Genomic DNA, 19,202 nt, shown 5'->3' on the forward strand with positions numbered 1-19,202 from the left:
CGATTCGGTGAAAAGGCCTCGCAAAGCACTTTGACAATCATTCTCGTTATTATTAAGATCCATCGCAATTGAGTCACAACCAGCGACGGTTCTCACTTATGTATGTTTGTCTCTGCACTGGCGTCACCGACGGACAGATCCGCGAAGCGATCTATGAAGGTTGCTGCAGCTATAAAGAAGTCCGCCAGGCCACCGGCGTCGCCAGCCAGTGCGGCAAATGTGCCTGCCTTGCCAAGGAAGTGGTTCGCGAAACCCTGACCAAGCTGCAAACCGCCCAGGCCGCGATTCCTTATCCAGTAGAATTTACTGCTGCGTAACTACCCCTATTCCAAAGAACCGGACTTATGTCCGGTTTTTTTATGCCTGTAAATCAAGCGCTTAGGCTCCAGACGCGGAACACAAACATTCTTATTCCGATTAATTTTCATATATTATTCAATAACTTAGGTTTGACACTTATAAGTACGAAGCTCAAACTCCGCCTTATATACAGCTATTACAGGGCAGGACTCCGATCATGAAAGGCGACATTACAGTCATCCAGCATCTCAACAAGATCCTTGCCAATGAGCTGGTCGCGATCAATCAGTACTTCCTGCATGCGCGCATGTATGAAGATTGGGGCCTGAACAAGCTGGGCAAGCACGAGTACAAAGAATCCATCGACGAGATGAAGCACGCGGACAAGCTGATCAAGCGCATCCTGTTCCTCGAAGGTCTTCCAAACGTGCAGGACCTGGGCAAGCTGCACATCGGCGAGCACACCCAGGAAATGCTGGAGTGCGACCTGCGTATCGAGAAGACCGGCCACGCAGACCTGAAAGCCGCAATTGCCCATTGTGAAACCGTTGGCGACTTTGGCAGCCGTGAGCTGCTCGAAGATATCCTCGAATCCGAAGAAGAACATATCGACTGGCTGGAAACCCAACTGGGCCTGATCGGCAAAGTCGGTCTTGAGAACTATCTGCAATCGCAGATGGGCGAAGAGTGATTTAACACTCGCCAAATTCAAGACATTAAAAAGCCCCGCCCTCTTTCGAGGTGCGGGGCTTTTTATTGGCTGAAGATCAAAAGATCGCAGCCTCGTTTCACTCGACAGCCCCTACAAGGGGAGCGTGTGTCGAATGAACCGGAGGGGAAGCAAAGAAGCTTGCTTCCCTACAAGCCATCAGGCTTCGGACTTGTTCGCAGCAGCGGCTTCGACAGCAGCCTTGATGGTGCTTTGCAGCGAACCGTCTGCCGACATCTCGGTCATGATATCGCTACCGCCGACCAGTTCACCGCCGACCCACAGTTGCGGGAAAGTCGGCCAGTTGGCGTACTTTGGCAGGTTGGCGCGGATTTCCGGGTTCTGCAGGATGTCCACGTACGCAAACTTTTCACCACACGCCATCACAGCCTGTGCAGCTTTCGCGGAAAAGCCACATTGTGGGGCATTCGGCGAGCCTTTCATGTAAAGCAGAATGGTGTTGTTGGCAATCTGCTCTTTAATCGTTTCGATGATATCCATGGAGCACCTCGGCTGAACTTTCCGACTCACGGGTCGGCACGGTGGCGCATTGTAACGGAATCCCGAGCGCCATGCTCGGTCTCCCCGACAGACATGCTCAAGCCGCCGCCACGGTCACCGGCACACCATTGAGCGCCGCGTTCCCGGACAACTCGTCGAGCTGACATTCATCGGTCAGGTCATTGGCGCTCGATCCCGGTTGACTGCTGGCGATCGCCATCTGCACACCCGGACGCGCATGCCCCCAACCGTGCGGCAGGCTGACCACGCCTTTCATCATGTCGAGACTGCCGAGCACTTCCACTTCAATCTGCCCGACCCGCGAACTCACCCGCACAAGCTGCCCATCATTGAGCCCGCGGCTGGCCAGGTCATCCGGGTGCATCAGTAACTGGTGACGCGGCTTGCCCTTCACCAGACGGTGATAGTTGTGCATCCACGAATTGTTGCTGCGCACATGCCGGCGACCGATCATCAACAGTTCATCGGCGGCCGGTGCCTGCAAGGCGGCGAACCGCGCCAGGTCAGCGAGGATCTCTGGTGGCGCAGCCTGTACGCGTTGACTCGGCGTTTTCAGGCGCGCGGCCAGATTAGGCTTCAACGCGCCCAGATCTATTCCGTGGGGATGATCGAAAAGAGTGGCCAGGGACAGCTTTTGCTCTGAGGCGTCACCGTACATCCCCATGCGCAGGCCCATGTCGATCATCTTCGCCGGCGGCATGGTCGGCTTCAGTTCCTTGCCGGTTTTCTCGGCGAAGGCCTTGGCCAGACCGACAAAGATTTCCCAGTCATGCAATGCGCCCTCGGGTTTGCCGAGGATCGCCCGATTGAAACGGGTGACGTTGCGCACCGCGAACAGGTTGAACGTGGTGTCGTAGTGGTCGTTCTCCAGCGCCGAAGTCGACGGCAGAATCAGGTCGGCATAGCGCGTGGTTTCGTTGATGTACAGGTCAATGCTGACCATGAACTCCAGACCGTCCAGCGCTTGTTCGAGCTGCCGTCCATTGGGCGTCGACAGCACCGGATTGCCGGCCACGGTGATCAGCGCACGAATCTGCCCTTCGCCTGCGGTGAGCATTTCTTCAGCCAGCGCCGACACCGGCAATTCGCCGCCATACTCAGGACGCCCGGAAACACGACTTTGCCATTTGTTGAAATGCCCGCCCGAGGTCGACGCCACGAGATCCACTGCGGGCTCTGTGCACAGGGCCCCGCCAACGCGATCCAGATTGCCGGTGACCAGATTGATCAACTGCACCACCCAGTGGCACAACGTGCCGAACGCCTGGGTGGAAACGCCCATCCGTCCATAACAAACCGCACTCGGCGCGGCGGCGAAGTCGCGGGCCAATTGGCGGATTTGCTCGGCGGGCACCGCGCACAGCGGGCTCATGGCTTCGGCGGTAAACGTCGAAACGGCCGCGCGCACTTCGTCCAGGCCATCCACCGGCAAATGGCTGTCGCGGGACAATCCCTCGCTAAACAACGTGTTGAGTAACCCAAACAACAACGCCGCATCGCCCCCGGGACGCACGAACAAATGCTGATCGGCAATGGCCGCCGTTTCACTGCGTCGCGGATCGACCACCACCACTTTGCCGCCGCGTGCCTGAATCGCCTTAAGGCGTTTTTCGACGTCGGGCACCGTCATGATGCTGCCGTTCGAGGCGAGAGGATTGCCGCCCAGGATCAGCATGAAATCGGTGTGATCGATATCGGGGATCGGCAGCAGCAAGCCGTGGCCGTACATCAGGTAACTGCTGAGGTGATGGGGCAGTTGATCGACCGATGTCGCGGAATACCGGTTACGGGTTTTCAACAGACCGAGGAAGTAATTGCTGTGGGTCATCAGCCCATAGTTATGCACGCTCGGGTTGCCCTGATACACGGCCACCGAATTCTGCCCATGCCGCTCCTGGATCGCCGCCAGACGCTCGGCCACCAGTGCAAATGCCTCGTCCCACTCGATCGGCAGCCATTCGCTGCCAACCCGCCGCATCGGCTGGCGCAGGCGATCCGGGTCGTTCTGAATGTCTTGCAGGGCCACAGCCTTGGGGCAGATGTGCCCACGACTGAAGGTATCGAGGGCATCACCCTTGATCGATGTGATCGCGACAGCGCCATCGGTTTCGGTGGTCTCGATGGTCAAGCCGCAAATGGCTTCACACAGGTGGCAGGCACGGTGATGAAGAGTCTTGGTCATGGCCAGTCTCTGTTTTGTTCTGGGCAGGCAACAACGCCTGCGGGAACAAAACTATGGCCCGTGTGCCGAAACGGCGCCAGCGACGTTCGTCTTGTGAATCGGCGGCCATCAGGCGAGCCGATAGCCCGACGCGATCAATTGATCGGCAGAGTGGGTGGCGGCGCCAACTGGATTTCCTGAATGGTTTCGATCTGCTCGTGGGCGATGTGCACACCGGTGAGTTCGCCGATCAGGCGCCAATGCTCGTCGAGCCCGGTACTGATGGTCGCCATGCGATCGATCATTTGACGGCTGGCAGCCTTGACCACTTCGTCCTCGCTGCGCAGCAGTTCGAAGGACATCGAGGTCATTGAAGCGGTGAGATGGGTCAAGGAGCGAGCCGTATGGCCCAGCAAATCCATTAACAGTTGTTCTTTCGATTCCATGCGGAGGCTTCCTGCGTCGCTCGAAGGCTATTTATAACTCAGCACTTTGCTTTAGCAAATGTTTCAACGCGAACATCCGACCAATCGATTGCGCGATCACCCGGTATCAAACCGACCTGCGTGGCGCCATACCCGCCACGCCTGATTGCCAAGCCCGGTAAGGCCAGTGTACAAAGAGGCTCGCTGCTGTCCTGAACCCGGCTTCAAATGCGCGACTGCAACTTGCCGTCCGCCCTCCGAATCCCGCAAAAACCGTAGCCTATTGGAAAAACGCGACATTTAGTGTCAATATCGCGCCTCCCCCTATTTCGTCGCCCCTGTGCGGCTTACGCCGCAGGTCTCGCCCGTTGTTCCGTTAAACAAGGCTTTGAGCATCTGCGGTTTGTAGCAAAAGGTAGTCAATGATGAGCGCAAGGCACTTTCTCTCCCTGATGGATTGCACGCCCGAAGAGCTGGTCAGCGTGATCCGTCGAGGCGTTGAGCTCAAGGACCTGCGTAACCGCGGCGTACTGTTCGAGCCTCTGAAAAACCGCGTGCTGGGGATGATCTTCGAGAAATCCTCGACCCGCACCCGGATCTCGTTCGAGGCCGGCATGATCCAGCTCGGCGGTCAGGCGATCTTTCTTTCGCCGCGCGACACGCAACTGGGCCGTGGCGAGCCGATCGGCGACTGCGCCATCGTCATGTCGAGCATGCTTGATGCGGTGATGATCCGTACGTTCGCGCACAGCACGCTCACCGAATTTGCCGCCAACTCGCGCGTGCCGGTGATCAACGGCCTGTCCGATGACCTGCACCCGTGCCAGTTGCTGGCCGACATGCAGACTTTTCTTGAACATCGTGGCTCGATCCAGGGCAAGACCGTCGCCTGGATCGGCGACGGCAACAACATGTGCAACAGCTATATAGAAGCGGCGATCCAGTTCGACTTCCAGCTGCGCATCGCCTGCCCGGAAGGCTACGAGCCCAACCCGGAATTCGTCGCCAATGCCGGCGATCGTGTGACCATCGTCCGCGATCCAAAGGATGCCGTGCGCGGTGCACACCTGGTGAGCACCGACGTCTGGACCTCCATGGGCCAGGAAGAGGAAACCGCCAAGCGCCTCAAGTTGTTCGCACCGTTCCAGGTCAATCGTGCCCTGCTCGACCTCGCGGCCGAGGACGTGCTGTTCCTGCATTGCCTGCCCGCGCACCGTGGCGAAGAAATCAGTCTCGACCTGCTGGATGACCCGCGCTCCGTCGCTTGGGATCAGGCAGAAAACCGTCTCCACGCACAGAAGGCCTTGCTCGAGTTCCTCGTCGAACCGGCATATCACCACGCATGAGCCATGAATTACTGCTGAACCTGCGCAACCTCGCTTGCGGCTATCAGGACCAACGTGTGGTGCAGAACCTTAATCTGCACCTCAACGCCGGTGACATCGGTTGCCTGCTCGGCTCGTCCGGCTGCGGCAAGACCACCACCCTGCGCGCGATTGCCGGTTTCGAACCGGTGCATGAGGGCGAAATCACCCTGGGCGGCGAGACCATTTCCAGCGCCGGTTTCACCCTGGCGCCCGAGAAACGCCGGATTGGCATGGTGTTTCAGGACTACGCGCTGTTTCCGCACCTGAGTGTTGCGGACAACATTGCCTTTGGCATTCGCAAGCACCCGAACAAAACGCGCGTCACCGAAGAGCTGCTGGAACTGGTCAACCTGAAAAACCTCGGCAAGCGCTTCCCGCACGAGCTCTCCGGTGGCCAGCAACAGCGCGTAGCCCTCGCCCGCGCCTTGGCGCCAGAGCCGCAATTACTGCTGCTTGATGAACCATTCTCCAACCTCGATGGCGAACTGCGACGCAAGCTCAGCCACGAAGTGCGCGACATTCTCAAGGCTCGTGGCACCAGCGCGATTCTGGTAACCCACGACCAGGAAGAAGCCTTCGCCGTGAGCGATCACGTCGGCGTTTTCAAGGAAGGTCGACTGGAGCAATGGGATACGCCGTACAACCTGTATCACGAACCGGCAACCCAGTTCGTGGCCAGTTTTATCGGTCAGGGCTATTTCATTCGCGGCCAGCTCGCAAGCCCGGAATCGGTGCAGACCGAACTTGGCGAACTGCGCGGCAATCGGGCTTATACCTGGCCAATTGGCGGCGCGGTGGATGTGTTGCTGCGTCCGGATGACATCGTATATGCGCCGGATAGCCCGCTGAAGGCGCACATTGTGGGCAAGACGTTCCAGGGCGCATCGACGCTGTATCGTCTGCAACTGCCGACCGGTGCACAACTTGAATCGATTTTCCCGAGCCACGCAGATCATCAGGTCGGTGCTGAAGTCGGTATTCGCGTTGCGGCCGAACATCTGGTGTTGTTCCAGGCCTCGGGTAGCACGGCGGCGCAGATTCCCGCGGTGGAAAACGGCGTTAGGCGCTACAGCACCGCTCTCTGACGACCAAAAGATCGCAGCTTTGGGCAGCGCCTACAGTGATCCCTGTAGGAGCTGCCGCAGGCTGCGATCTTTTCGTTTCTCAACCCAACACTAATGTGCCGCTCGCAACCAGCGTCGCATTCCCGCCAATCTTCACCCGCTCCCCCTCGAACCGACAGAACAACTCTCCGCCTCGTGCCGAACGCTGACACGCGGTCAGGCTCGACTTGCCCAGACGCTTCGACCAGTAAGGGATCAGGCTGCAATGAGTCGAACCGGTCACCGGGTCTTCATTGATGCCAATCGCCGGAGCGAAATAACGCGAGACGAAATCGTGCTGATTGCCGCGCGCAGTGACGATAGCGCCCAGCCACGGCAGTTTGGCCAACGCGACCATGTCCGGCGTGCACTCGAGCACCGCCTGCTCCGATTCAAGCACCACGAACAGTTCGTTGGAGCCCAGCACATCCACCGCCTCGACACCCAGCGCACGCTCGACATCCAGCGTCACACCAATCTCCGACGGCACAATCGAGGGAAAATCCAGCCACAGGCGGCCCTCCTCACGGCTTACGCTCAGCGGCCCGGACTTGCAGGTGAAGTCGATACGTTCAGCATTTTCCTTGTAGATTTCGAACAGAACATAAGCGCTGGCCAGCGTCGCGTGACCGCACAACGACACTTCGGTGGTCGGGGTAAACCAGCGGATATGCCAAGCCTGGCCTTCACGCACCATAAACGCGGTTTCCGCCAGATTGTGTTCGGCGGCGATTTTCTGCATCAACTCATCGGCGAGCCACGCATCGAGCCGATAGACCATCGCCGGATTGCCACTGAACGGCCGATCACTGAACGCGTCGACCTGATGAAATTCGAGCTGCATAACCTTCTCCCTGAGTCAGTCGGCAGAGCATGCAACCGCGATGAAATCAGCGCCAGTGACAGATCCGGCGAAATTTCTTCATACAGCGCAGGTGACTGTCACGCTCGACCAATATCGGCAAATTTCGCCTGGGTATGTTCGGCGAGAATTGTCGGCGCCAACTCGACCTCCAGCCCTCGCCGACCGGCGCTGACATAAATAGAAGCAAAACCGTGGGCTGAATTATCAATAAAGGTGCGCAGGCGCTTTTTCTGCCCCAAAGGGCTGATACCCCCCAACAAATACCCAGTGGAGCGCTGAGCCGCCGCCGGGTCTGCCATCTCGGCTTTTTTCACGCCAGCGGCATGGGCCAAGCCCTTGAGGTCGAGGCTTCCGACGACCGGCACCACCGCTACCAGCAGTTCGCCTTTTTCACTGGCCGCCAGCAGCGTCTTGAACACCTGCGCAGGCTCGAGACCAAGCTTCTCTGCGGCCTCCAGCCCATAAGACGCGGCCTTCGGATCATGTTCGTAACTGTGCACGCGATGTTCGGCACGAACTTTTTTCAACAGGTCCAACGCAGGGGTCATGGCAACTCCAGGCTCGGCAGTGGCAGGAAATTCCTGCGCCGGATTCTAGGCCATCACATCACAAAAGGCTCTATTCCAGGCCACGTTTCCCGCGGCCTGCCAGCATTCCGAGCACGCATCACTGCGCCGACGGCACGCAATCATTCACACCACGAATAGTTACATTGTGACCGACAGTTCACTTTCGACCTTTGACAGCTTTGTTTCTTGTCTATATTTTTTCGAATCTGAATAATGTAAGAATTACGGTTATTACAGCACCCAGCAGTAAACCGGGAACAGGATGGGGATCCTGCCTCGGAGAAGATCGCGCCTTGCCCTGTTGGCAACGCGCCAGACAACAACAAAAATCGAGGTTTTCAATGACAACTGCTTTACAGCAACCATCGCTCTCGGGCCAATGCATGGCCGAGTTCCTGGGTACTGCACTCCTGATCTTCTTCGGCACCGGTTGTGTCGCCGCGCTCAAAGTCGCGGGCGCCAGCTTCGGCCTGTGGGAAATCAGCATCATCTGGGGCGTCGGCGTGAGCATGGCGATCTACCTCACTGCCGGTGTTTCCGGCGCGCACCTGAACCCTGCCGTGAGCATCGCCCTGACAATCTTCGCTGACTTCGAAAAGCGCAAACTGCCGTTCTACATCCTCTCGCAAATTGCCGGCGCCTTCTGCGGTGCACTGTTGGTTTACACGCTGTACAGCAACCTTTTCTTCGATTTCGAACAAACCCATCAACTGGTTCGTGGCTCGGCCGCCAGCCTTGAGCTGGCGTCGGTGTTCTCGACATTCCCGAACCCGGTGCTGTCGACCGCCCAGGCGTTCCTGGTCGAGATGATCATTACCGCGATCCTGATGGGCGTGATCATGGCCCTGACCGATGACAACAATGGCTTGCCGAAAGGCCCGATGGCACCGCTTCTGATCGGTTTGCTGATCGCGGTGATCGGCAGTTCTATGGGCCCGCTGACCGGTTTTGCGATGAACCCTGCGCGTGATTTTGGTCCGAAACTGATGACTTTCTTTGCGGGCTGGGGTGAAATTTCCTTCACTGGCGGCCGTGATATTCCGTATTTCCTGATTCCGATTTTTGCACCGATTGTCGGTGCCTGCCTCGGCGCTGCCGGGTATCGCGGGCTCATCGCCCGTCACCTGACCGGCGCCACACCTGCTACAAAGGATGCAGAACCGGCCATTGACGGCAAACCAAGAACTTCTTGAAACAGTCGGCGCGGGTTCCTGCCCTTTAGAACCTGCGCCACGGCCCACTCTCCCTTATTTCGTCCAAGGCAATCGACATGACCGACATTCAGAATAAGAACTACATCATTGCCCTCGATCAGGGTACAACCAGCTCCCGCGCGATCATTTTCGACCGCGATGCGAACGTGGTTTGCACCGCGCAACGCGAATTCGCCCAGCATTACCCGCAAGCCGGCTGGGTCGAACACGACCCGATGGAAATCTTCGCCACCCAGAGCGCAGTGATGGTCGAAGCGCTGGCCCAGGCCGGTCTGCATCACGATCAGGTCGCCGCCATCGGCATCACCAACCAGCGTGAAACCACCGTAGTCTGGGACAAGACCACCGGCCGTCCGGTCTACAACGCCATCGTCTGGCAGTGCCGCCGCAGCACCGAGATCTGCCAGCAGCTCAAGCGCGATGGCCACGAAGAGTACATCCGTGACACCACGGGCCTGGTCACCGACCCGTACTTCTCCGGCACCAAATTGAAGTGGATCCTCGACAACGTCGAAGGCAGCCGCGAGCGTGCGCGCAACGGCGAATTGCTGTTCGGTACCATCGATAGCTGGCTGATCTGGAAATTCACTGGCGGCAAGGTGCACGTCACCGACTACACCAACGCCTCACGCACCATGCTCTTCAACATTCATTCGCTTGAGTGGGACGCGAAGATGCTGGAGATCCTCGACATCCCGCGCGAAATGCTCCCGGAAGTGAAAGCCTCGTCCGAGATCTATGGCCGCACCAAAAGCGGCATTGCCATCGGCGGTATCGCCGGTGACCAGCAAGCGGCGTTGTTCGGCCAGATGTGCGTTGAGCCGGGCCAAGCGAAAAACACCTATGGCACCGGCTGCTTCCTGCTGATGAACACCGGCGACAAGGCAGTGAAATCCAAGCACGGCATGCTCACCACCATCGCTTGCGGCCCGCGCGGCGAAGTCGCTTATGCGCTGGAAGGTGCGGTATTCAACGGCGGCTCGACTGTGCAGTGGCTGCGCGATGAGCTGAAAATCATCAACGACGCCCACGACACCGAATACTTCGCCAACAAGGTCAAGGACAGCAACGGCGTGTACCTGGTACCGGCCTTTACCGGTCTCGGCGCTCCCTACTGGGACCCGTATGCCCGTGGCGCGCTGTTCGGCCTGACTCGCGGCGTACGCGTGGATCACATCATCCGCGCCGCGCTGGAATCGATCGCCTACCAGACCCGCGACGTCCTCGACGCCATGCAACAGGACTCTGGCGAACGCCTGAAGGCCCTGCGCGTAGACGGCGGCGCGGTGGCGAACAACTTCCTCATGCAGTTCCAGGCCGACATCCTCGGCACCCAGGTCGAGCGCCCACAAATGCGCGAAACCACGGCACTGGGCGCGGCGTATCTGGCCGGTCTGGCATGCGGCTTCTGGGGCAGCCTGGATGAACTGCGTGGCAAAGCGGTGATCGAGCGTGAGTTCGAACCGAGCCTGGACGAAGTCGAGAAAGAGAAGCTGTACAAAGGCTGGAAAAAAGCCGTCAGCCGCACCCGTGACTGGGCGCGTGAGGACGCCGAATAAGCCAGTCTGAGGACTGACTAAAGCTGGAAACTGGTCGGGAGGAGATTCCTGCGGCATCATGGGCAAATTTTGCACGGCAGCCCAAAGGAAGCCCCATGAATCTGCCTCCCCGTCAGCAGCAAATCCTCGAGCTGGTCCGCGAACGCGGCTATGTGAGCATCGAGGAAATGGCTACGCTGTTCGTTGTTACCCCGCAAACCATCCGCCGCGACATCAATCAGCTCGCGGAAGCCAATCTGCTGCGTCGTTACCACGGCGGCGCTGCCTATGATTCCAGCGTCGAAAACACTGCCTATGCGATGCGCGCCGATCAGATGCGCGATGAAAAACAACGCATTGGTGAAGCCATCGCCGCACAGATTCCCGATCATGCCTCGCTGTTTATCAACATCGGCACCACCACCGAGTCGATTGCCCGCGCCCTGCTCAACCACAACCACCTGAAAATCATCACCAATAACCTGCACGTGGCGTCGATGCTCAGTGCCAAGGATGATTTCGATGTGCTGCTGACCGGTGGCAATGTCCGTCGCGATGGCGGTGTTGTGGGTCAGGCGAGTGTGGATTTCATCAATCAGTTCAAGGTTGATTTTGCCCTGGTCGGTATCAGTGGTATCGACGAGGACGGCAGCCTGCTCGACTTCGATTATCAGGAAGTCCGGGTTTCGCAGGCGATCATCGCCAATGCACGCCAGGTGATTCTGGCGGCGGACTCGAGCAAGTTCGGGCGTAACGCGATGATCCGGCTCGGGCCGATCAGCCTGATTGATTGCCTGGTGACCGACCAGCAACCGGTGCCGGCATTGGCGCAGTTGTTGAGCCAGCACAAGATTCGCCTGGAAGTCGTTTAGCCCCCTAATCTTCATTTGCTGCGCCGACGCCTTCGCGAGCAGGCTCGCTCCCACATTGGAATGCATTTCAAACTGTGGGAGCGAGCCTGCTCGCGAATGCAATCGAGTAAACAGCACACCTCTAGCGCCCCTTCGCGCACTTAATGTTCGGAAATTTTCCTTTAACGGCCCTTCGATGAGTTTTTTCAATCGAATGCGACTGGCTGTGCGCGTGTTTATGGGCTACCATTTTCGCAAATGAACATTAATGTTCGAATTCAAATATAGAAAATCACAAGAGCCCGAGGCCAGCCGATGTCCACATCTACCTTGCGTACGCCCCCTATCTCCGAGATCTACGATATCGCCGTCATCGGTGGCGGGATCAATGGGGTGGGGATCGCAGCGGATGCCGCCGGTCGCGGTCTCTCGGTGTTTCTTTGCGAAAAAGATGATTTGGCCAGCCACACCTCGTCGGCCAGCAGCAAGCTGATCCACGGTGGTCTGCGCTATCTCGAACATTACGAGTTCCGCTTGGTGCGTGAAGCGCTGGCTGAGCGCGAAGTGTTGCTGGCCAAGGCGCCGCACATCGTCAAGCCGATGCGCTTCGTGCTGCCGCACCGTCCGCACCTGCGTCCGGCGTGGATGATTCGTGCCGGTCTGTTCCTGTACGACAACCTCGGCAAGCGCGAAAAACTTGCAGGCTCGCGCAGTCTTAAGTTCGGCGCCGACAGCGCACTGAAAAGCGAAATCACCAAAGGCTTCGAATACTCCGATTGCTGGGTCGACGACGCCCGCCTCGTGGTGCTGAACGCCATGGCTGCGCGGGAAAAAGGCGCCCATGTGCACACCCAGACCCGTTGCGTCAGCGCCCGCCGCGCCAAAGGTTTGTGGCATCTGAATCTTGAGCGCGCCGACGGCAGCCTGTTCTCGATCACTGCCAAAGCACTGGTCAACGCCGCGGGTCCATGGGTTGCCAAGTTCATTCGCGACGACCTGAAGATGGAATCGCCATACGGCATCCGTCTGATTCAGGGCAGCCACGTCATCGTGCCGAAGCTGTATGAAGGCGAACATGCGCACATTCTGCAAAACGAAGATCAGCGCATCGTTTTCACCATTCCGTACCTGAATCACTTCACCTTGATCGGCACCACCGACCGCGAGTACACCGGCGATCCAGCCAAAGTGGCGATCACCGACGGCGAAACCGATTACCTGCTGAAAGTGGTCAACGCACACTTCAAGAAACAAGTCAGCCGCGACGACATCCAGCACAGCTACTCGGGTGTGCGTCCGCTGTGCAACGACGAGTCCGATAACCCGTCGGCCGTGACTCGCGATTACACCTTGGCATTGTCGGGTGGCGGTGAAGAAGCACCGCTGCTGTCGGTATTCGGCGGCAAGCTGACCACCTACCGCAAACTCGCCGAGTCGGCGATGGCGCAGTTGATGCCGCACTTCACCCAGATGCGCCCGAGCTGGACGGCTTCGGCGACCCTGCCAGGCGGCGAAGACATGACTACCCCGCAGGCCTTGAGCGCGTTGATCCGCGACAAATTCGACTTCGTGCCAACCGAGATCGCCCGCCGCTGGTCCACCACCTACGGCAGCCGCACCTGGCGCATGCTCGAAGGCGTGGAAACCCTCGCGGACATGGGTGAACACATTGGTGGCGGGCTCTACACCCGCGAGGTCGACTACCTGTGCAGCGAAGAGTGGGCAACGACCGCGCACGATATTCTGTGGCGTCGCAGCAAGCTGGGGCTGTTCACTACGCCCGCCGAGCAGGAGAAACTGGCGGCGTATCTGGGCAAGGTCGAGCAGAATCGCAAGATTGAAGCGGCTTGATATAACCATCGCTTAAATGAAAGCCCCTGAATTGTGAGATTCAGGGGCTTTTTTATGTGGGTTCAGTTGCCTCACCCCGGCCCTCTCCCCTCTGCGCGGTCCAACGTTTCGGAAGGGCCAGGGTAAGAGGCCTCCAACCATTCGGTTTTCCGAACGCGACTTTGCGGTCGATTCGGTTAACCGGATCAGATACGCCACAAAAAACTGCCATAAAATTTTAATAGCGTTATAAATCAGAGCCTTAGGTGTTACCGACTGGTATGGCACGACTCATGCTCTACACTCTCTCGACGAATGCCTGCTGTGCCAACACTGCAGGAGCCGTCAGGCATTCGAAGCACAAAAGGGCCGACAAACTGGCTCCATAAAAAAAACAATGTCGAGGAAAATTTGATGCGCATCGTTCCCCATATCCTGGGCGCAGCCATTGCTGCCGCTCTGATCAGCACGCCAGTTTTCGCTGCCGAACTCACCGGCACCCTGAAGAAGATCAAAGAGTCCGGTGTCATCACCCTGGGCCACCGCGATGCCTCCATCCCGTTTTCCTACATCGCTGATGCCTCCGGCAAACCGGTCGGCTACTCCCACGATATCCAGCTGGCTATCGTAGAAGCGATCAAGAAAGACCTCGACCTTCCAAACCTGCAGGTCAAATACAACCTGGTGACCTCGCAAACCCGTATCCCGCTGGTGCAGAACGGCACCGTGGACGTCGAGTGCGGCTCCACCACCAACAACGTCGAGCGTCAGCAGCAGGTTGACTTCTCCGTCGGCATCTTCGAAATCGGTACCCGTCTGCTGTCCAAGGTTGACTCCAAGTACAAGGATTTCGACGACCTCAAAGGCAAGAACGTCGTGACCACCGCCGGCACCACGTCCGAGCGCATCCTCAAGGCGATGAATGCCGACAAGCAGATGGGCATGAACGTCATCTCCGCCAAAGACCACGGTGAATCCTTCCAGATGCTGGAATCGGGTCGTGCCGTTGCGTTCATGATGGACGACGCACTGCTGGCCGGCGAAGCGGCCAAGGCCAAGAAAGCCACCGACTGGGCCGTGACCGGCACTCCACAGTCCTACGAAATCTACGGCTGCATGATGCGCAAAGGCGACGAGCCGTTCAAAAAGGCTGTGGATGACGCCATCAAGGCGACCTACGCATCGGGCGCGATCACCAAGATCTACGACAAGTGGTTCATGGCGCCGATTCCACCAAAAGGCCTGAACCTGAACTTCCCGATGAGCGACGAGCTCAAGGCTCTGATCGCCAATCCGACCGATAAAGCGGCTGACGACAAGAAATCCTGATTTCTGACTAACCTTATCTCCTGAAGGGGCTCGGCCCTTTCAGGAGTTTGTCACTCCCTGCTGGCACATTCTGGAAACACTCGAACCGGTGGCTGTCGAGCCGATCGCGTGTGCCTGATCTTCACGATCAGAGGGAACGGAGTTTCCCAGGCGGGCACTTGTATATCGATCGAATCGAGGGGAGACCCTAATGAATTACAACTGGGACTGGAGCGTGTTCTTCAAGTCCACCGGCGTGGGCAGCGAGACCTATCTCGACTGGTTCATTTCCGGTCTGGGCTGGACCATCGCCATCGCCATCGTGGCCTGGATCATCGCTCTGCTGCTGGGCTCGATACTGGGCGTCATGCGCACCGTGCCGAACCGCATCGTGTCGGGCATTGCGACCTGCTATGTCGAGCTGTTCCGTAACGTGCCGCTGCTGGTGCAGCTGTTCATCTGGTACTTCCTGGTGCCCGACCTGCTGCCCGCCGATCTGCAAGAGTGGTACAAACAGGACCTCAACCCAACCACCTCGGCTTACCTGAGCGTGGTCGTGTGCCTGGGCCTGTTCACCGCCGCGCGTGTTTGCGAACAAGTGCGTACCGGCATCCAGGCGCTGCCGCGTGGCCAGGAATCGGCCGCTCGCGCCATGGGCTTCAAGCTGCCGCAAATCTACTGGAACGTGCTGCTGCCCCAGGCCTACCGGATCATCATTCCGCCGCTTACCTCGGAATTTTTGAACGTCTTCAAGAACTCCTCCGTGGCCTCGCTGATCGGGCTGATGGAGCTGCTCGCGCAGACCAAACAGACCGCCGAGTTCTCGGCCAACCTGTTTGAAGCGTTCACCCTCGCTACCCTGATTTATTTCACCCTGAACATGAGCCTCATGCTGCTGATGCGCGTGGTCGAGAAGAAAGTTGCCGTGCCCGGCCTGATCTCCGTGGGGGGTAAATAATGGAATTTGATTTCAGTGGCATCGTCCCGGCCATTCCCGGTTTGTGGAACGGCATGGTGATGACCCTCAAGCTGATGGCGATGGGCGTGGTGGGCGGGATCATTCTCGGCACCATCCTGGCGCTGATGCGTTTGTCCTCGAGCAAACTGCTGTCGCGGGTTGCCGGCGCCTACGTCAACTATTTCCGTTCGATCCCGCTGCTGCTGGTGATCACCTGGTTCTATCTGGCGGTGCCGTTCGTGCTGCGCTGGATCACCGGCGAAGACACCCCGATCGGCGCGTTCACCTCATGCATCGTCGCGTTCATGATGTTTGAAGCGGCTTACTTCTGCGAAATCGTCCGCGCCGGTGTGCAGTCGATTCCCAAAGGTCAGATGGGCGCGGCGCAAGCGCTGGGCATGAGCTACGGACAGATGATGCGTCTGATCATCCTGCCGCAAGCCTTTCGCAAGATGACCCCGCTGTTGCTGCAACAGAGCATCATTCTGTTCCAGGACACCTCACTGGTTTACACCGTGGGCCTGGTGGACTTCCTCAATGCCTCGCGCGCCAGTGGCGACATCATTGGCCGCTCCAATGAGTTCCTGATCTTCGCAGGTCTCGTGTACTTCACAATCAGCTTTGCCGCCTCGCTGCTGGTCAAGCGTCTGCAAAAAAGGTTCGCCGTATGATCTCTATCAAGAACATCAACAAGTGGTATGGGGACTTCCAGGTGCTGACTGATTGCAGCACCGAGGTCAAAAAAGGCGAAGTGATCGTGGTTTGCGGCCCGTCGGGTTCCGGCAAGTCGACCCTGATCAAATGCGTCAACGCGCTGGAACCGTTCCAGAAAGGCGACATCGTGGTCGACGGCACTTCGATTGCCGACCCGAAGACCAACCTGCCGAAACTGCGCTCGCGCGTGGGCATGGTGTTCCAGCATTTCGAACTGTTCCCGCACCTGACCATCACCGAAAACCTGACCATCGCGCAGATCAAGGTGTTGGGCCGCAGCAAGGAAGAGGCGACCAAAAAAGGTCTGCAACTGCTGGAGCGCGTCGGCCTGTCGGCTCACGCCCACAAGCATCCGGGCCAATTGTCCGGCGGTCAGCAACAGCGCGTGGCGATTGCCCGTGCTCTGGCGATGGACCCGATCGTCATGCTGTTCGACGAACCGACCTCGGCGCTCGACCCGGAAATGGTCAACGAAGTGCTCGACGTAATGGTGCAACTGGCCCAGGAAGGCATGACCATGATGTGCGTGACCCACGAAATGGGCTTCGCGCGCAAAGTGGCTGACCGCGTGATCTTCATGGACGCCGGCAAAATCATCGAAGACTGCCCGAAAGAAGAGTTCTTCGGCGATATCAGCGCCCGCTCCGAACGCGCGCAGCACTTCCTCGAGAAAATCTTGCAGCACTAAAAAACACTGCAGTACCTGTGGGAGCGGGCTTGCCCGCGATGGGGCCTTGTCAGTTGAAGATGATGTCGACTGATAGAGCGCTATCGCTGGCAAGCCAGCTCCCACAGGGACAGCGTACTTGCTGCAAGTGTGCTGGTTGACCCAAGGCATCTGTGATGAAATGCGACCCCAATCTTTATCGCGCAGCAAAGCCATCACTTGCCGTGAAGCCCCGTCTGATTCGTCACCTGTTCTTGCCGCCGCTGATCATCGCCCTGATGGTCGGACTGGGTTTTATCGGCTTCTGGACCAGTGAACATTTCGGTATCCGCAGCCTTGGCGAGAATGGCCAGCGTCAGCTGGAACTGCACGCCCGCGCCGTCGAGAGCGAAATCAGCAAATACACCTACCTCCCCAGCCTGCTGGAACTGGAAACCAGTGTCCCGCAATTGCTGGCCGACCCGACTCCGGAGCACCGGAAAACGGTCAACGATTACCTTGAAGGCCTGAACCGGCGCAGCCGCAGTCGGGCCATCTACGTGATGGACACCACCGGCCGCGTGATGGCCACCAGCAACTGGCGCGATGTCGACAGTTATCTGGGCGAAGACCTGTCCTTCCGTGCTTATTTTCAAAAAGCCATACGCGGTGAACCCGGCCGCTTCTACGGGATCGGCAGCACCAACGGCGAACCCGGCTACTACCTGGCCCATGGCCTGGAAGAACACGGCAAGATCATCGGCGTCGCCGTGGTCAAAGTGCGCCTCGAAGCCATGGAAGAACGCTGGCAACGGGCGCGCCTCGAAGCGTTTGTCAGCGATGAAAACGGCATCATCATTCTGTCCAGCGATCCGGCCAGACGCCTCAAATCGGTCATCCCGCTGAGCGACGAAGTCAAAGAGAAACTCGCCCGCAGCTTGCAGTACTACTGGTTCCCGCTCACCGAACTGCAACCGCTGGCCCGGGAAACCTTGTCCGAAGGCGTGGAAAAACTCACCTTCCCGTCCAACAGTGAAATCGACTCCGACGAAGACGACATCCGCTATCTGGCGCAGACCCGGCCCCTTAGCGATACACCGTGGAATTTCACCCTGCTGACGCCGCTTCAGGATTTGCGCCGCGAAGCGATCAACCAAGGAATTCTGGTCGCCGTCGCATTTGCCCTGGTGGCGTTCCTGCTGATTGCCTGGAATGAGCGGCGCAAGGTCATCGCCACCCGCCTCGCCGCCCGCGAAGCCTTGCAGGAAGCCAACAATCAACTGGAGCGTCGGATTACCGAACGCACCGCCGACCTGCGTGCCAGCAACGATCGACTCAAGAGTCAGATCCGCGAACGCCGGCAGGCTGAAGAGACGCTGCGCCGGGCCCAGGATGAACTGGTGCAGGCCGGCAAACTCGCCGCCATCGGCCAGATGTCCACGAGCATCGCCCACGAATTGAACCAGCCGCTGGCGGCCATGCGCACTCTCTCAGGCAATACCGTGCGTTTTCTCGAGCGCGGCCAGCTCGATGTCGCCAGCACCAATCTGAAAACCATCAACGACCTGATCGACCGCATGGGCCGGATCACCGCCAGCCTGCGATCGTTTGCCCGGCGTGGTGACAATCAGGGCCAGGCCAGCCTCGGCAAAGCCGTGGACGCGGCGCTGCAATTGCTCGGAGCGCGCCTGGAAAATCCGGCGCTGCAACTGCACCGGCAATTCATTGATGTGCAGTTGCACATCGACCAGACCCGCCTCGAACAGATTCTGGTCAACCTGATCGGCAACGCCCTCGACGCCATGCAGGCGCAACCGCTGCCGCAACTGTGGCTGGAAGGTGAAGAGTTCAATGGCAAATATCGCCTGCGGGTGCGCGACAATGGCCACGGTGTCGACGTCGAAGCGCGCAAGCATCTGTTCGAACCGTTCTTTACCACCAAGCCCGGTGAACAAGGCCTGGGCCTGGGCCTGACGCTTTCCGCCAGCCTTGCCGCCGCCACCGGCGGACATTTGGGTGTCGAACACCCTGGTGGCGGCGGTACCACTTTCGTTCTCAGTTTACCGTTGGTAAGCCCTACTCCTGCCGAGCCAATATGAACCAAGACCTCAGTGTATTGATC

18 protein-coding genes are annotated in these 19,202 nt (G+C 58.5%); 13 read left to right on the forward strand and 5 right to left on the reverse strand.

What is annotated here, in order from left to right; genetic code table 11:
* Window positions 1-98 precede the first annotated feature (98 nt).
* A complete protein-coding gene (locus AB4P97_RS17400) occupies window positions 99-317 on the forward strand; it encodes a bacterioferritin-associated ferredoxin (protein WP_003227725.1) in 219 nt (72 codons plus the stop codon).
* Between the two features lie 200 nt (window positions 318-517).
* Window positions 518-991, forward strand: a complete 474-nt coding sequence (bfr, locus tag AB4P97_RS17405) for a bacterioferritin (RefSeq protein ID WP_042560739.1) — start codon at window positions 518-520, stop codon at window positions 989-991.
* A 177-nt stretch (window positions 992-1,168) separates the two neighbouring features.
* Here bfr and grxD read toward each other — a convergent pair whose 3' ends face one another.
* The 3 genes from grxD to AB4P97_RS17420 all read right to left on the reverse strand — a co-directional run bounded on the left by grxD (window position 1,169) and on the right by AB4P97_RS17420 (window position 4,138).
* Window positions 1,169-1,510, reverse strand: a complete 342-nt coding sequence (grxD, locus tag AB4P97_RS17410; RefSeq protein ID WP_042560740.1) for a Grx4 family monothiol glutaredoxin — start codon at window positions 1,508-1,510, stop codon at window positions 1,169-1,171.
* Between the two features lie 97 nt (window positions 1,511-1,607).
* The gene (locus AB4P97_RS17415) at window positions 1,608-3,713 is read right to left on the reverse strand and encodes a molybdopterin oxidoreductase family protein (RefSeq protein WP_395601401.1); all 2,106 of its coding nucleotides are present in this window, start codon (window positions 3,711-3,713) and stop codon (window positions 1,608-1,610) included.
* A 134-nt stretch (window positions 3,714-3,847) separates the two neighbouring features.
* Window positions 3,848-4,138, reverse strand: coding sequence for a hypothetical protein (locus AB4P97_RS17420; protein ID WP_042560743.1), 291 nt, complete (start codon window positions 4,136-4,138; stop codon window positions 3,848-3,850).
* A 404-nt stretch (window positions 4,139-4,542) separates the two neighbouring features.
* On the opposite strand from AB4P97_RS17420, the gene argF reads away from it, so the two are divergent.
* Together argF and AB4P97_RS17430 are read left to right on the forward strand one after the other, a co-directional pair.
* The gene (argF, locus tag AB4P97_RS17425; RefSeq protein ID WP_042560744.1) at window positions 4,543-5,463 is read left to right on the forward strand and encodes an ornithine carbamoyltransferase; all 921 of its coding nucleotides are present in this window, start codon (window positions 4,543-4,545) and stop codon (window positions 5,461-5,463) included.
* Window positions 5,460-6,569 (forward strand): ABC transporter ATP-binding protein, encoded by a 1,110-nt coding sequence (locus AB4P97_RS17430; protein ID WP_273877580.1) that lies wholly within the window; start codon window positions 5,460-5,462, stop codon window positions 6,567-6,569. Before argF ends, AB4P97_RS17430 begins: the two co-directional genes overlap by 4 nt.
* 79 nt (window positions 6,570-6,648) lie before the next feature.
* Here AB4P97_RS17430 and AB4P97_RS17435 read toward each other — a convergent pair whose 3' ends face one another.
* Both AB4P97_RS17435 and ybaK read right to left on the reverse strand, forming a co-directional pair.
* The gene (locus tag AB4P97_RS17435) at window positions 6,649-7,431 is read right to left on the reverse strand and encodes a PhzF family phenazine biosynthesis protein (RefSeq protein ID WP_395601402.1); all 783 of its coding nucleotides are present in this window, start codon (window positions 7,429-7,431) and stop codon (window positions 6,649-6,651) included.
* 98 nt (window positions 7,432-7,529) lie between these two features.
* Window positions 7,530-8,000 (reverse strand): Cys-tRNA(Pro) deacylase, encoded by a 471-nt coding sequence (gene ybaK, locus AB4P97_RS17440; RefSeq protein WP_047302907.1) that lies wholly within the window; start codon window positions 7,998-8,000, stop codon window positions 7,530-7,532.
* Between the two features lie 362 nt (window positions 8,001-8,362).
* On the opposite strand from ybaK, the gene AB4P97_RS17445 reads away from it, so the two are divergent.
* The 9 genes from AB4P97_RS17445 (at window position 8,363) to AB4P97_RS17485 (ending at window position 19,179) form a co-directional block, all read left to right on the forward strand.
* Complete coding sequence (locus AB4P97_RS17445; protein ID WP_395601403.1) at window positions 8,363-9,214, forward strand: MIP/aquaporin family protein; 852 nt, start codon at window positions 8,363-8,365, stop codon at window positions 9,212-9,214.
* 77 nt (window positions 9,215-9,291) lie between these two features.
* The gene (glpK, locus tag AB4P97_RS17450) at window positions 9,292-10,794 is read left to right on the forward strand and encodes a glycerol kinase GlpK (protein WP_042560749.1); all 1,503 of its coding nucleotides are present in this window, start codon (window positions 9,292-9,294) and stop codon (window positions 10,792-10,794) included.
* A gap of 95 nt (window positions 10,795-10,889) precedes the next feature.
* Window positions 10,890-11,645 carry a DeoR/GlpR family transcriptional regulator gene (locus tag AB4P97_RS17455; RefSeq protein ID WP_007916700.1) on the forward strand — a complete coding sequence of 252 codons (756 nt, stop codon included), beginning with the start codon at window positions 10,890-10,892 and terminating at the stop codon, window positions 11,643-11,645.
* Between the two features lie 294 nt (window positions 11,646-11,939).
* Window positions 11,940-13,475 (forward strand): glycerol-3-phosphate dehydrogenase, encoded by a 1,536-nt coding sequence (gene glpD / locus AB4P97_RS17460; protein ID WP_042560750.1) that lies wholly within the window; start codon window positions 11,940-11,942, stop codon window positions 13,473-13,475.
* Window positions 13,476-13,868: 393 nt separating this feature from the next.
* Entirely contained in the window at window positions 13,869-14,783 is a 915-nt protein-coding gene (locus AB4P97_RS17465) for a glutamate/aspartate ABC transporter substrate-binding protein (RefSeq protein ID WP_042560751.1), read from the forward strand.
* Window positions 14,784-14,973: 190 nt separating this feature from the next.
* On the forward strand, window positions 14,974-15,720 hold the full coding sequence (locus AB4P97_RS17470; protein WP_042560752.1) for an amino acid ABC transporter permease: 747 nt from the start codon (window positions 14,974-14,976) through the stop codon (window positions 15,718-15,720).
* On the forward strand, window positions 15,720-16,391 hold the full coding sequence (locus tag AB4P97_RS17475) for an amino acid ABC transporter permease (RefSeq protein ID WP_042560753.1): 672 nt from the start codon (window positions 15,720-15,722) through the stop codon (window positions 16,389-16,391). The genes AB4P97_RS17470 and AB4P97_RS17475 overlap by 1 nt, the downstream gene beginning before the upstream one ends.
* A complete protein-coding gene (locus AB4P97_RS17480) occupies window positions 16,388-17,122 on the forward strand; it encodes an amino acid ABC transporter ATP-binding protein (protein WP_042560754.1) in 735 nt (244 codons plus the stop codon). Before AB4P97_RS17475 ends, AB4P97_RS17480 begins: the two co-directional genes overlap by 4 nt.
* Window positions 17,123-17,277: 155 nt before the next feature.
* Entirely contained in the window at window positions 17,278-19,179 is a 1,902-nt protein-coding gene (locus AB4P97_RS17485) for a sensor histidine kinase (protein ID WP_042560755.1), read from the forward strand.
* The last annotated feature ends 23 nt before the right edge of the window (window positions 19,180-19,202 follow it).

Origin of the sequence: Pseudomonas sp. A1230, from assembly GCF_044218825.1 — a bacterium.
Taxonomy (GTDB): Bacteria; Pseudomonadota; Gammaproteobacteria; order Pseudomonadales; family Pseudomonadaceae; genus Aquipseudomonas; species Aquipseudomonas iridis.